The organism is Streptococcus chenjunshii (genome assembly GCF_003086355.1).
Taxonomy (GTDB): Bacteria; Bacillota; Bacilli; order Lactobacillales; family Streptococcaceae; genus Streptococcus; species Streptococcus chenjunshii.
Window position 1 is genome coordinate 1,102,519 of the sequence record NZ_CP031733.1, and the last position, 15,308, is coordinate 1,117,826.

The 15,308-nt window shown below is 39.3% G+C and carries 9 protein-coding genes; all 9 read left to right on the forward strand.

The window, feature by feature from the left end; all coding sequences use genetic code 11:
* The first annotated feature begins 38 nt into the window (after positions 1-38).
* The 9 genes from mobP2 (at position 39) to DDV21_RS05510 (ending at position 15,269) form a co-directional block, all read left to right on the forward strand.
* Positions 39-2,405 (forward strand): MobP2 family relaxase, encoded by a 2,367-nt coding sequence (gene mobP2 / locus DDV21_RS05470; protein WP_116877259.1) that lies wholly within the window; start codon positions 39-41, stop codon positions 2,403-2,405.
* Positions 2,406-2,526: 121 nt separating this feature from the next.
* On the forward strand, positions 2,527-2,784 hold the full coding sequence (locus DDV21_RS05475; protein WP_116877258.1) for a hypothetical protein: 258 nt from the start codon (positions 2,527-2,529) through the stop codon (positions 2,782-2,784).
* A gap of 18 nt (positions 2,785-2,802) precedes the next feature.
* The gene (locus DDV21_RS05480) at positions 2,803-7,428 is read left to right on the forward strand and encodes a PBECR4 domain-containing protein (protein WP_116877257.1); all 4,626 of its coding nucleotides are present in this window, start codon (positions 2,803-2,805) and stop codon (positions 7,426-7,428) included.
* A 181-nt stretch (positions 7,429-7,609) separates the two neighbouring features.
* Positions 7,610-9,358 carry a type IA DNA topoisomerase gene (locus DDV21_RS05485; RefSeq protein WP_116877256.1) on the forward strand — a complete coding sequence of 583 codons (1,749 nt, stop codon included), beginning with the start codon at positions 7,610-7,612 and terminating at the stop codon, positions 9,356-9,358.
* Between the two features lies 1 nt (position 9,359).
* Positions 9,360-11,192 carry an AAA family ATPase gene (locus tag DDV21_RS05490; RefSeq protein ID WP_181963475.1) on the forward strand — a complete coding sequence of 611 codons (1,833 nt, stop codon included), beginning with the start codon at positions 9,360-9,362 and terminating at the stop codon, positions 11,190-11,192.
* A 91-nt stretch (positions 11,193-11,283) separates the two neighbouring features.
* Positions 11,284-11,631: a TrbC/VirB2 family protein gene (locus tag DDV21_RS05495; protein ID WP_116877254.1), complete on the forward strand. Its 348-nt coding sequence runs from the start codon at positions 11,284-11,286 to the stop codon at positions 11,629-11,631.
* A gap of 10 nt (positions 11,632-11,641) precedes the next feature.
* Entirely contained in the window at positions 11,642-12,718 is a 1,077-nt protein-coding gene (locus DDV21_RS05500) for a hypothetical protein (protein WP_116877253.1), read from the forward strand.
* 15 nt (positions 12,719-12,733) lie between these two features.
* The gene (locus tag DDV21_RS05505; protein WP_116877252.1) at positions 12,734-13,543 is read left to right on the forward strand and encodes an LPXTG cell wall anchor domain-containing protein; all 810 of its coding nucleotides are present in this window, start codon (positions 12,734-12,736) and stop codon (positions 13,541-13,543) included.
* 22 nt (positions 13,544-13,565) lie between these two features.
* Positions 13,566-15,269 (forward strand): LPXTG cell wall anchor domain-containing protein, encoded by a 1,704-nt coding sequence (locus DDV21_RS05510; protein WP_116877251.1) that lies wholly within the window; start codon positions 13,566-13,568, stop codon positions 15,267-15,269.
* Positions 15,270-15,308: the final 39 nt, after the last annotated feature.

The following is a 15,308-nucleotide window of genomic DNA, read 5'->3' on the forward strand; positions in this document are numbered from 1 at the left end:
AAAGATGGGCTGTTTTGATTAAGAAAGGAGCATAAATGATGAATGTATCGTCTAGTCCTAATATTACATTTATGCTTCAGTACACAGAGGCTAATAGTCAATATGTAGATTATACAAATCGTGATGAAGCTGTCAAAATTGACACAGAATTGTCCCTGGAAACGAATAGGCAAATGATTGAAGGATTGACTGAAGATGAGATGACTCGTATTCAGGAAGCTGTCCCTGAAACTCAGTTGAATTTTAGGGAATACATTGATTATATGAACCGATCGTATGCGACAGAAAACCAATCAGAAGAAATAACAGCTGTCTTTACTCAGAAAGCAGATTATCTCCAGAAACGTCGATTAAACGACCTAAAAAACAAGTTGGAATCAGCTTATCAAAATGGTTCGCTTCTTTGGCAGGGTGTCATTTCTTTTGATAATGCTTTTCTTGCTGAACAGGGATTGTATGATGTTGCAACTGGCCAAGTTGATCAAAAAGCAATCAAGGCTGCCATGCGTGATATGATGCCAACCCTGATTCAGAAAGAAGGCCTTTCGGATTCTGCTTTTTGGTGGGGGAATATCCATCTCAATACGGACAATGTTCATATTCATTTTGGTTTGTCTGAAGTGGAATCTAATCGTGAGAAAATATTCTATCGGCCACGTGGACGCATGGAGTACAAGGGAAACTTCTCTCAAAAAACAATTAACCGTTTTAAAAGCGGTGTTTATCACGGATTACTAAAAGAGGAAATACGCTCAAACCTTATCAGAAAAGAACAGATTCTAGCTAATCTCAAAGCAGATTTAATGCTCTCTGTTTATCAAGAAGAAAAGATTACTTCTTCAGCTGAAAAAAATTTTTTGGAACAAGCCTACAATCACTTACCTCTTAATAAAAAATGGCGCTATGGATCAAATGCTAGGGATTTTGCGGTTAGTAAGTTCTTTCTTGATCGCTATTTGGATTCATATTTAAACAATGGAGGTAGCGCAGCCTATCAAGAATTTTTGAAAGAGACTAGAGACTTTCTTAGGACTTATGAAGGGGTGTATTCGACTGAAAAAAATCAAGTCTATGAAAAACTACGCAAAGTCGATGGCAAAACGATCAGAACGCTTGCAGAATCAAAAGGATATGATTTCAAACATCATTTGGCACGTCGTATACTGGATTTAAGAGAGCGTTTGGCCAACAATATCCTACGATCCTTTAGAGAGGCTGCCCCTCAAATAGAAAACGTTCATCTGAAAAAAAATTTGGATGATTTTTCAGAGGGGAATCAAAAAATGATTCTTGAACAGTTCCCAGAAGCTAACTATGTCAAATCTTTAGAGGCCTGGAAACGAAGAGGTTACATCCTCAAAGAGGGAGTGAAACCGATTGAGATTCTCAAACCAGTATATGAAGACTACGATGAAAACGGAGCGGGTATCGGGGAGGTTCAATTTGAAAAAACTCGCGTCTATGATATCAGTCAAGTAAGTGAAAATCTCATGGAAAAGAAATTAACACTAAAAGACTTATCTTTCTTTTCTTCAGAGGATCTTGAGGAATTAATTACTGTTGCAAAACAGAAATTGAATCCGACAGAAAAAGAAAGACAAGAGTTAGGGACTTACCGCTATGCCTTGAAGCTGAATCGTCTGGAGGAACAGCAGAAGACCTTACAGGTACGTCAGAAGCTTTTAGAACAAATCCAACCTTTAGTTTCCGATCAGTCGTTTGTGGATTTTAAAAAACAGGCTCTAACTCAAGAATTGAAAGCTATTGAACTACAACTAACTCCCAATTTTAAGCTTTCAGATAATAATAAGCTTTTGAAAGAGCGTTTGAAGTCTCAATTTGAAAATAGTGTTGCTTTGCCTATTGATAAAGCGACTGCTGGTGCAATACAGCTTCCTATCCGTCAATTACGGACAGAGATAAGTCTTGTTGGTCAAATTCAAGACGATAGTGTTCTAACACTTTTGAAGGGTGCTTCAACGACAAAACAAGCTTATATTGAGGAACTTCAAACGCATGTCTCTATTTTTCAACTGAAATATCAGATTAACAACAGAAATCAACAGATGGAACAGTTATCAGATGAATCAGCTGTTAAAGAGATGAAAAGAGCCAATGCCCAGGAATTTGCGGAATTGAAACGTTTATATACCAAATTACAACCGACTGAAGAAAGTCAAAATCAAATTATTCAAGCTGTTTCTAAGCAGTTACAAGAACGCAAAGTTACCAAAAAAACACAACTACAACAGGCTCAAGGACCTATAAAGTTGGATACGGACTTCATGCGTCAATTGTCATCATCACTGAATCGTTCTCAACAAGCAAATAAAAAAGCACTTATGGAACGTGCTAGAAGTGATGAACGTGAAGAGCAAGAAGAACGCAGGCAAGCCCAACGTTAATGAGTCATTATCAATGGCTTTTTTAGTTTAAAAATCTCCTATGATTTGTCCCCTTAACACAAGAATTTCCATTATCTCTTAGACTAAAAGTAACTGTAGATACAGGAAGGAGGTGGTGAGCATGCTACAATTTCCAAGTGTTTCTGAAGAGGAATTTGACTTCGATGCTGATTGGCTAGTCAAGTCTATTGATGATACTCAAAAACGAATTCTTTTTGCTGGACAAGGAAAGAATGGTGATTTGGAGTTGGAATTGGACTATCAAAATAATCCAGAAGAATTTGAGCATTTTTCAGTAGGTGATCTCATTCAATTGCCAAGAGAAATATTTGTTGTTTCTGAACCGACACCGTATCAGCCCGAATATGAGTGTTTCTAGTAAATGAAAGGAGTTTTTATGGCAGAAGAACACACACAACAGTCGTCTTCACGTGGAAAAAGCCGTCGGGAGAGAGTGGAATATGCTCGGTCTCGTGATATTTTAGATGTTGCTAGTGAAATGAACATGGAATTGGTGCGTTCAGGACGAGATTACCGCTGGAAAGAACATGATTCTATGGTTATTTCGCCTGATAAAAATATGTGGAACTGGTTTTCACGACACCAAGGCGGGGATGTTATCTCACTTGTTGAAACGATGAAAGAAGTGAACTTCAATCAGGCAATTGATTACTTAAATGATGGCAGTTTTAAAGAATATACAGTTGTTGAGAGGGTACAAGAACCGTTTTCCTACTATCTTGAGCCTTATGAGCAACCGTTTGAAGCAGCTAGAACCTATCTAAAAGAACAACGTAGTCTATCAGATGAAACAATTGACTTCTTTCTTGATAAGGGAGTTTTAGCTCAAGCTAATGCTAAAGTAAATGGCAGTATTGAGCCTGTTGTTGTCTTTAAGTCATTTGATTTCTCAGGCGAGATTGTGGGGGCGACTCTGCAAGGAATTGAAGAGAACTGGGAGAAGTGGCCAGAACGTGGTTATGCTAAGAATATTGTCCGAAATTCAGATGGTGTCACTGGTATGCACGTAGATATAGGTCAGCCTAACCGGCTTATCTTTGCGGAAAGCGCTATTGATCTGATGTCTTACTATGAGCTGCATAAAGATAACCTTCAGGATGTGCGTCTGGTTTCGATGGATGGTCTGAAAGAAGCTGTTATTGGTAAACACTTGGCCCAACTTCAGGCTGATATTTTAGGTCGTCCACTACACTGGAGTCATGATCAATTAGCTGATGGATTACAGACGGCTATTGATAATAACTTCTTTACAGACGGAAAACATGCAGATTGGATTACTCTTGCAGTAGATAATGACGAAGCTGGTCGAAACTTTACAAACTCACTGCGAGAAAAAGGGGCTAGTATTGTTGAGGATCTACCAGTTTTACAACCAGGACAAGATAAGACAGACTGGAACGATGCTTTAAAACAACATAGAATTTTGAGTCTATCTGATGATAGGGAATCTTATCAAACAAGGAGTGAAAAGCAAGGGGTCCTATTTGAAAATCTTGCTGATGTGACTTCAACTTCAGATCGTGCCCAAGTATCCTATGATACTTTTAAAGCTAATCAAGAAAGGCTATCAGAAGCAGTTCAAAGTCAAATTCGAGCAGGTAACCTGCGGGTGACTCTCTCAGATGAGGCTTACTTTTATACCTTGGTCAACTATACTGGATGGAGTCATCCGATGCAGCAGTTGAAGCCAAAGGCCATTGATAGCCTAAAAGAGTATCGTACTTTCTTTGAGTCAATCAATGATACTAATATTGATCATTTTAAAGAAAAAGGGACACCTGAACAAAATCAGATGTATGATATTTTAAAAAGTCTTCAAAAAGATTTAGGTCGCTCAAATACTTCGACTGTCTTTTCAGAAGAAGTGGCTATTAGTGCCTATAATCTTAATCGCCAGCTAGATAGCTTGACCGCTGAAAACTGGGGGCGCTCAATCAGCGATCCACTCGGAAATCTAGGGCGTGATACATGGAACATTATCAGTTATCCCGCTAATGAAATTGTGACAGGCAATGTCGATTATTACTATCAGCTAGTGCCTTATCATTTGTTAGACTATCTCAATAATAAGAGTGGCACAGTTGAAATTTCTCCAGAAACGTATGAGACGATTCTCCAGAAGTTGAGAGATGAGGCTATTATCATCACTCCCGAAGTGGTAGAAGAAGTTACGATGTCGCCAGAACAGGTGGTTTCTTCAGTTGAGGAAACAGAAAAGCCCCTTGACAATCATCAAGAGGCAGCTGTTAGTTCTGAACAATACAAAAAGAATGAGACAAATATAAGGGATCTTTCTGAGCAAGCTCAGGAGGCAGCACCATTACCTGAAGCGACACCGTCGCAACCTTTGAAAGACTTGTCACCAAGTCAAACCGATTCTCATTCTTTACTCTATTTTACCATAGAAGACCCTAAAAGGTCAATCTATAAGGACAATTATCACCCGATAAAACCGCATGAATTAAACAAACTTAACCATCATGCCCCTAATATTCAAAGTGCAGCGCAATGGTACCTTGATAACTTGTCAGATACAACCTTGCATTACTTTTACCAACAGGGGAACAAGCAATATAACATCAATATTGATTTTGAACAGTATCATTTCATGCACTTGACAGGTCTTTTCCCACTGAAAAGGGGACAGACGGCGGTTAAAACCCTACATGATTTTGCGGAAGGCCGTGGTTCTTATGATAATCTGATGATTGCTGACAATGAAGCAGCCTTTCAAAAAATTAAAGTCTTACCTGATTTAAAAGCTATCATGGAAACAGACGCTTTCTATTTTGACCAGGTGGAAGATATTCCAAAACTGCAATCCCTATCTCTTGAAAAAGCTATTAAGTCTGATGACAAAGATGTGTTACTGGCCTTTTCATCAAACGAGGAGAATATCTATCCAGCATCTTTGATGGAATTGACAAAACAACTCAAAATTCAGACGGAACAATCCCAACACCAAAACGTTATTTTGGGCGTTTATCAAGAAAGAGATGGCAAATTTACTCAGTTGTCCATCAATGAGGCGTATATAACCGATAACGGGGAAGAAATGCTTTCTATTCTGAAAAGTGGGCAGGTTTCTTCAGATGAACCAAGTCATGATCTGACGCCATCTCCAGCTGAAGCGCTTATCGATGCTGCGACCTTTACGAAAGTTTTGGATACCGCTTATAACGTTGGTAATCCTGCTGAGTTAGGTGTTGAAGTTCCTGAAGAATTTCAAGCGAGCTGGGAGCGTTATAACCAACTGTCTGAAGAGTCTTCAGGGGACTTTAAGACCATTGTAGCTAAAGCTGATGGGGTTGGATTGCTAGATAAGACCACGGCTTTCTATCAAGACTGGCAACAGGATCAGATTTATAACGATACCTATCATGTTCGTCTTAGAAGCTCTAATGAGAGGCCAAACAGCCCTCAGTTACCGTTTGAACCGACTCACTTAGTTTCTTATCAAGACTTTGTCACAGTGCTTTACAAGGCTAATCAGGATGCCTCTCGGACTAAGCCAATCGCATTTGACATTTACGCTCCAGGTGGCGTCCTTGTTAAAGAAGATGTCCGTTATGCTATTGGCGATGAAACGCAGCCTGTGTCACATCTTCTAGGGCTAGGTTATCGCCGTTTAGAGGGCTATCCAGATTTAGCAGCTATTGATGAAGAGGTGCTTTCTCAGCTGGAAAATCAAGCTATTACAACTGAGGAGAATGGACAAACAATTGTAACTGGAAACTCCCCTGAAGGGCTTTATAAGCAAGAAGAAATAGATGCCTTTTTAACTAACAATGGAGGCCAAGAACCTAGTCAGCGGACTCAGGAAAATATCTCTTCAGCGGAACCATTTGATTATAAGTCAGCTTCAGCTTATGAAATTAGTGAAAGAGCTTTCCAGAAAATTCGTGAGTATACACAATCCCCCGAAGACTTAATGGAGTATGTGGAATTTATGAGCAAGTTCCCTCAGCTTTCTCCTCGTAACGTTGCACTTATCCAAGAACAATGGAGAGGTGCCAATGCAGTCGCAACTTATGATCAATGGAAATCTATGGGAGAAGCACTTGGGATTAAAACAGAGGATGTTATTCAAACTAAAGCAACATACGTTAATAAGAGAACAGGTGAAAGCAAGGAAGTGGTTCATCAGGGGTTATCTGTCAAAGCCGGTGAAAAGTCGCGAATTACGCTCTTTAGACCATTGATGGCGAGGATGATTCCAGTCCTTGATGAAAATGGACATCAGGTTAAAAATAATAAAGGCAACCCAAAATACAAAAAGCTTTCCGAAGCGACTTCACAAGAAAAAACTTTAGTGAAAGATGGTAAACTTCCTGTTCGTCAATTCCAAGAAAGAGATCCAAAAACTGGACAACCTCGTTTTACAACCTACAAGGTATTTGAATTGTCACAAACTACCCTTAAACCAGAAAGCTATCCTAAAGCAATGCCAAACCGTCATTACAACTTTGATACGGATAAGGTTAAGACTAAAGAAGTTCTTGAAGGATTATGTGATTATGCTGAAAGCATTGGTGTTTCTATTATGAAAGACGAAGCTCATGTTCTAGGAAATGCGAAAGGTGCCTTTTTCCCAGGAGAACAATTAATTTTAATTAATCCAGATAACACGCCTGGAGAAAAAATTGCAACAACTATTCATGAACTAGCTCACGCAACGCTTCATAATCCTAACCTTGCAGATCAGTATAAAGAGCTGCCGAAAGTCCAAAAAGAGCTTGAGGCTGAAATGACTAGTCATTTGCTCTCGAAGCATTTTGGTTTAGATACGACTGAGAAGGCTATTGATTATATGGCTAAGTGGACCGACAATTTACAAGGATTAAATGATAAGCAATTAGCTGACTCTTTGAAACGCATCCATAAAACAGTTTCTAAGATGCACAAGCAAATTGAGCATCACACGAAACCTTATCAATTAGGAAAAAATCGAGGACAGGGACCAAATTTTCCTAAAGCCCCTATCAAAGGGCCAAGTCGTTAAGACAAAAGGTATTCTCAATTGAGAGTACCTTTTTTATACACAAAAAATGATACAAAAAGTTATATAACAAATTGTATCATAGCTTTTTTAGTTATCAGCTGGGGATGGTTTGTCCCCTTAACGCAAGAATTACCATTATCTCTTAAACTGAGATTAACTAACAGTAAAGGAGAAGAGTGATATGGTAACAGTCATTCTAGCTGAAAAAGAAACACAAGCTGCTGCTTACGCAGAGAGTTTGGGAACAGCTAGTAAAAAAGGAAAAGTTCATATAATCAAACACACACCGTACTTTTCAGATGAAGTTCATGTTATTGCTGCTGAAGGACACTTATTTGAGTATGGTTTACCAAAGGACAATTGGGATTTAGATAAGTTACCCTTAGTCGATGTTTCATTTAAACAGACACTAAAGAAGGACAAAGATTCTAAAGACACCTTTAAGCAGATTTATCAAGAAGTTATGGCAGCTGATCATGTGATTATTGGTACAGATTCTGACAGAGAAGGGGAACGGATTGCTTATTCGATTTTATCCCATATTCCTGAAGGAAAAAGCAAGGTAACCAAGCGTCTTTGGGTTAACTCGGTTACCACTCGTTCTATTCAAAAAGCTTTTCAGGCACTTAGGGAACCGATGGAAACCTATAACTACTATTTAGAAGCTGAAGCACGTGCGCAATCAGATTGGTTAGTAGGAATGAATTTATCGCCTCTAGCAACGATAGATCTGCAAAATAAAGGACGACTTCCCAGAGGCAAAGGCAATAGCTTATCTGTTGGTCGAGTGCAAACTCCATCAGTCCGTTTAATCTGTGAAAATGATTTAGCTATTCAGAATTTTAGACCCCAAACGTATTGGAAATTACAGTTGGAAGATAAAGAAACAGGAGTAACATTCTCTAATAAAGAGAAGTATTCAGATAGTGATATGGTTCTGGCAGCTTCACGACAATTAAGTCCTACCTCTATTGTTTCTTCAGTTGAAATGACGGAACACCAAAAAGCAGCACCCGCTTTATTTAATCTCTCAGATGTTCAAGGGCTTGCTGCAAAATGGTGGGGCTTTGAACCTCTCAAAACAGAAAGGATAATAGAAAGTCTTTATTTGAAAAAATACTTATCTTATCCTCGAACAGATACTCGATTTATTACTGAAGAGGAATTTGATTATCTAAAGACTTACATTAAGAGTTATCAAGATACTATCAGTTGCCATTTTGAGCCAGTTCATTTAGAACCAAGGGAAAATTACGTTGATCCTGAAAAAGTGGCTAAAACGAGTCACTACGCCCTTATTCCAACAGAAAATATCCCTAACCTAGTGACTTTAAAACCTGATGAGCGTTTAGTTTATGAAGCCATTGTTCGCAGAACGCTTTTGATGTTTGCCGCTGATTGTCGTTACAACACTACAACTGTTGAACTGGAAAATAAATGCTTGATTTTTAAGGCAGCAGGTAGACAAATGCTTGATTTTGGTTGGGTCGCTTTCAGTAAACAAAAATTAAAAGGTGATGTTGAACTTCCAGATTATCGTACAGGGGATCAATTGGAAACGAAGGCACTGGCTCTTGAAGGCGTGACAAAACCACCTAAGAGAATTACTGAAGCTCAATTTATTAGTGAAATCTTACCTAAGTATGGTTTAGGAACACAGGCAACAAGAGCTGCTACGCTTAAAACGATTCAAGACCGTGGATATATCACTAAAAACAAGAAGTCAGGTCAACTATTTCCAACCAACAAAGCCTATCTCTTAATTCATTATCTTTATGATAATGAGTTTGCGAGTCCTGAAACGACTGGCGGTTGGGAACTATTCCTCTCTCAGATTGGAGAGGGAGAAATTAATCCACGTGAGTTTATTGATGCAATTAAAGAAAAGCTAACCGATCAGATTGCAGCTGCTAAAGGAAGGAGTGATTGAAGTGGATGATGAATTGAAGACCCCTTATCTTGATAAGTACACTGATAATTTGTCAGCTAAGGTTGCTAAAAAATCAGACGACTATCAAGTGTACGGCCGTGATAAGGAAGTACAAGCAGTCATTATCTCTCTTCTCAGACGAACTAAGAACAATCCTATTCTGGTAGGAGAAGCAGGAGTTGGTAAAACAGCTATTGTAGAGGGGTTAACACTTGCTATTATGCGTGACCAAGTTCCTGAAGCTTTAAAAGGTTTGACGGTTCGTTCTCTGGAGCTTTCTAGTTTGATGAGCGAAGATGATGGTGGCTTTATTGCTAAGTTCAAGAAGATTATTGAGGAGATGGTTGCTACACGTGGTCATAATCTTCTCTTTGTAGATGAATTTCATACCATCGTTGGAGCAGGTAGCCAGGACGGACAAGCCCTCGATGCAGGAAATGTGATTAAACCAGTTTTGGCACGTGGGGATATTCAGTTGATTGGAGCAACTACCTTAGATGAGTTCCATGATTATATTGAAACTGATAGAGCCTTAGAGCGTCGGATGCAACCTGTTATGGTTGAAGAGCCAACGATTCCACAAGCTATAACTATTATTGATCAAGCAAAAGGGATTTATGAAAAGTTTCATGGGATTCAAATTTCCTCAGAAGCTGTTCGTCAAGCGGTCCGTCTATCTGTCCGCTATATTACAGATCGTTTTTTACCAGATAAAGCTTTTGACTTAATCGATGAAGCTTCTACGATTGCTGCCGCTGAAGGAAAAGTAACCGTAACTGATGAAGATATAGCCCAGGTCTTAAAAGATAAAACAGGAATTCCTGTGACAACAATTCTGAAAGGTGATCAGGATCGCTTAGACGGTTTCAAAGAAAAGCTGATGGATCGAGTCAAAGGTCAGGAAGATGCGATAGAGGCCATAGTAGATGCGGTAACTATTGCTCAGGCAGGTTTGCAAGATGAAAACAAGCCTATCTCTTCAGTTCTCTTTCTTGGGCCGACTGGAGTTGGTAAAACAGAATTATCCAAGGCCGTCGCAGAAGCACTTTTTGATGATGAAGATGCTATGATTCGCTTTGATATGTCTGAGTTCAAGAAAAAAGAAGATGTGGCCAAGCTGATTGGTAATCGTGAGACAAGAACTAAAGGGCAGCTAACTGAAGGGGTTAAACGGAAGCCTTACTCTGTCTTGTTGTTAGATGAAGTCGAAAAAGCCCATAGTGAGGTTATGGACTTATTTTTGCAAGTATTAGACGACGGCCGTTTAACAGATAGTTCTGGACGTTTGATTAGCTTCAAAAATACAATTGTCATTATGACAACTAACATTGGTGCTGAAAAAATTATCAATAAGTGGGAGCTGAAGGGTAATTTTAAAGATTTGACTGATCGTGATAGGCAGCAATTTGAAAAGTCTATGGATAGTGAGCTACAAAATGAATTTCGTCCAGAGTTTCTTAATCGGATCGAAAACAAAATTATCTTCAATCTCTTAGAGAGAAATGTCATTGAAGAAATTGCAGAGAAAAACCTCTCTAAAATTTCAGATAGGATGAAGCGACAAAATTTAACTCTGTCGTATGAGCCTAGTTTGATTCAGTATCTCTCAGATGTTGGTACTGACGTAAAAAATGGCGCACGTCCACTAGAACGTTTAATTAAACGAAAAGTATTAGCACCTATTTCTGCCAAGAGTCTAACCTTGGATAAAAGTAACCAAACTTATAATGTGCATTTATGGGTCGAAGGGGAAGCACCAGATAATCAACATAGGAAAGATTTGAGAAAAATTCAATTGGATATTGAAGGAGAAATGGATGCCTTTTTCAGCTGAAAAAAGTTTTTTCCTATGAGTTGTCCCCTTAACGCACAAAATTTCATTATCACTTACACTAATCATGTCAATAAAATAAAGGAGGTTTTCTATGGAGAACAAGTTGACAAATTATATCAATACAGTGAGGACTAAAAGCAAAAGATATTTGCTTAGTTTATCACTCTTTCTTTCAGGACTCCTGACTACTACAGTCTATGCGGATGATCCTTTTGCCAAAACAGATGCCTTGGCTCAACAAGGGATCACTAAGGTTCAAGGTATCGGCATTGTCACTTTAGGATTAGCGGTTGTTGTGACTGGTCTCGTTTATGGTTTTGGTGGTCGTGAGGTAAAAGCTGGTATCAAGAAACACTGGGTAGCCATTGCAGTATCCATTATTGCGGTTTCTGCTGGACCAAGTATCGTCGAGTGGGTCTTTAATTTTGTGAAGGGATAAGGTGATTACGATGGCATTTATCCCTTTTAAGAAAAGTCATAAATGCGTGGTAACAGATGATCTCTTTCTTGAAGTCACTTGGGAAGCTGGAAAATCTCCAGATGATGACAGCGAACTACTTGGGATTATCGAAGGACTGGATCAACAATATCTAGATTCCTTCCAGCATTCGATTGAAGAGTCCTTGCCTTATGTGACTTTTCATCAAGCAGAACTACTGTTTCAAGCCTTACAAGAGGTTTATGGGTACGTAGAGCTGAACAAGGTAGCAATTTGTCACCTGGAGGGAAAGGAGGCTGTCTCTGAAGGGGAGGTATTTGCCAGCCCGTTTATCATTGATCAAGGGTACCAGAACTTACTCTTACCTTTGATTCAATCGATTATGACAGGTCAAGACTTCCAATCTTATACCTACCAAGAAAAGCGGGAGTATTTTGTCAATCAAATTTATCCAGTCTACAAAAATAGTTTAGGTATTCAAGAATCAGCCCTTCCTCTTTTTCCAGAAGAAGGGGAACAAGTCTCAAGCGTTTTACCGCAACAGAAGCAAGTCTCAAACTTTGCTGCAGGTGTTACTCCGCCAGCAGAACAGAAAGCACTGAAAGAACACTCACTGAAGAAGGTTTATTTACTCATAGTACTTCTTGCAGTGTTAGCTGTCGGGGGAGTTATTTTATCTGTTATATCATATATGCAACTAGCTAAACAAAACGAACAGGTTACTTATCTCTATCAAGAATTAAAAAGTGTTCAAAATTTATCGAATGAAGAACATCAAATAGATGTCTTCAGTCGTTCCTTCTTGCCAAATTATTATTCCGGTAAGAAAGAAAACCTAGCAGATTTTCTTTCTGATGGAGATGCCAAATACACTGTTCCAAAAGAAGAAACCTTGCAGTCCGTTATTCTCGAAAAACTGATATATGAACCAAAAACTAAAGAATATACAGTAACCTATGTCTTGTCTGTAAAAGAAGGAGACAAGACTTCAGGTGTTAGGTTAACTTTTACCGTTAAGGGTCATGAGTCTTCTAAATATGGATATGTCGTAACGACAGAACCTAAAGAGACAAACTATATTAATTAAAGAAAGGTATTTAAAATGACAAAGAAACAACTGATTACAGCACTCGCAACATCAACATTGGTGTTATCAACCACTGTAGGAACGGCCTTTGCGGATGAGGTGGCGCCAATTGATCCAGCGACACCATCAACGGAAATCATTACTCCAGAACCATCAACACAACCCGATCCATCATCCGGAAGCTCAACGGGTAGTGACACAGGGACTTCCACAGAAATTACTGTGCCTGTTGACCCCACAATACCTTCTACAGGTGAGGAATCGGGAACAAATCCTAATACTCCAGGAACCAGTGAGGAAGAACCTAGTGTTCCAAGTACTGATCCAGCGGAAAATCCTACAACACCTAGTCAGCCGGAAGAATCACCAACAGAGCCTACCGACCCATCAGGAACGGTAGAAGTCCCGACAACTGATGGTGAGACATCAACAGTTACCCCAGATACCTCAGTGCCAACCAACAACCCAAATATTTCAGCTGAGACAGCTGCTAATGCTGGAGCTTCTCAAGTGGGAACAACTTCAAGTGTAACTGGTCAAATCGTGCAAGATGTAACATCAAGCTCACCAGTATACACCAATACAGGAGCTACCATTATTAGTACTCAAGATAGCCAAGTGGTCTTAAGTGATGGGACGATTACAAGTCCTGAAGCTATTGGAGCTATCACAAATAGTGATGGTACCATTTCGGTTATTACAGCTGAAGGAGTAAGTACGACGCTGCCTAAGACAGGAGAAGTTTCGACTCTTGGGTTAAGCTTCTTTGGAGGTGTGTTAACTGCTCTTGGTGGACTGTTCCTCAAAAAACGGAAAACAATTTAAAAATAAAAAGGAGAATATTTAAATGAATCAGAACAAAGTTATTGGACATGGTTATTTTCGTAAATCAAAAGCATATGGATTAGTATGTGGAATTGCATTAGGAGCCGCCTTATTATTGGGCGGACAAGTTTCAGCTGATGAAGTAGCTGTGCAGGAAGCTGATCCAGTATCAACTGAGCAAGTGGCTAGTCAGACAGTAGTTGTCCCTATCACAGAAGAATTGGATACAGCTTTAGAAAATGCTCAAGCCGCAGGAGTGACTGTGACTCAGGAAGAAACTGTGGTGGTTGCTGATACTGCTGCTGCAGAAGCTGATTATGCTGCCCAAGCGGAAGCTATTAATACTGCAGTTGCTGAAAAAGCTGCAGAAGTGGCAGCTTATGAAGCAGCACTTGCAGAACGTGAAGCAGCGGTCAAGGAGAAAGAAAAGCAGGATAATGCAGCTCGTGACAATGTTGATTTTGAAATTGAAGCGAATGCAAAAGGCGTGGATAATTTAGAATATGGTAATTCGATTATGACTGCGGCCACTCAGGAAGATGGTGGATTTACCTTTAGCCACGATATGAATGATGGAGTCGGCATTATTGGTCACGGTGTTTTAGTTGGTAAGGTTAATCATCGTTATGAAGTCAATTACGATGGTTCTATCAGAGCTTACATTGATTCTATTACCTTAGATAGTTATCAATATACTAATACTAAGGTTAATCAGGCGGTTAATCAAAATATTGCTTTTCGTGTACTAACTAAAGATGGACAGGTTGTTTATGAACATGCCCATAATGGTAATAGTAATTTTACTAATACCATTAATCAAACTGTTCAGCTTGGGTTAGTTTATGATTTAGCTTCGGGTGAGAGTACAGGCCTTATTGATGTTATCCAGATACACGATGATTGGATTCATGATACCTATGGCTGGGGATCAGTTTCTTATAAGAATAACAATCCGGTGATTCCAGTAATGATTGTACCACCCATGCCAACGCCGCCTGCAGATGCGACAGTGACTTATCATCTTAATGCTTTTCAAAATGAGTTAGTTTCAGTGAAAGATATTGTTAAAGATGGTGTATCAATCGATAATGGGACACTTAAAATTGGTGAAACAGCCACCTATACTTTGCAGGCACCGCTTATTTTAGCTAATGGACAAGATGAACTTGTTAAGTATGAAATTGTGGACATGCTGGATGTAGAGCATGATAAGTATTTAGGATATCGTGTTTATGCGTTTGTGCCAATTACTTTGACAGATGGTACGGTGCTTGAAAGTCACGCTGATTTGGAAGCTTTTGTTCAACAGACCTATGATGAATCGACTGGCCGTTTTGTCGTTAGTCTGAATTCAGATTTCTTGGCGCGTATTGCTAAAGATAGTGATTTTCAGGTTGGGGTTGATATTGATTTTGAGCGTATTAAAGCTGGAGAAGTGTTCAACGATTTTGTAACCAACATTGCCTTTATGGATGCTGAAGGAAATGTGACTGAAGTTCCTGTAACATCTAATGAGGTGAAGACGAGCACACCTGAAGATCCGGAAGAGCCTGTGTCAGAAGTGCCAACGCCTATTAAAGTGGATCCAGCTACACCAGTTGTTCAGGCGACAGTACTTCCGAAAACTGGTGACGAAACCACACCAGTCAACATTATTGTTTCACTGCTTGGTGTCTTAACGTTTGCATTTGGTCTCTTTGGTATTCGTAAACACCAAGAAAATTAATTGGGTAACTGAAGATCTGAATCATAACGAAACTGGCCA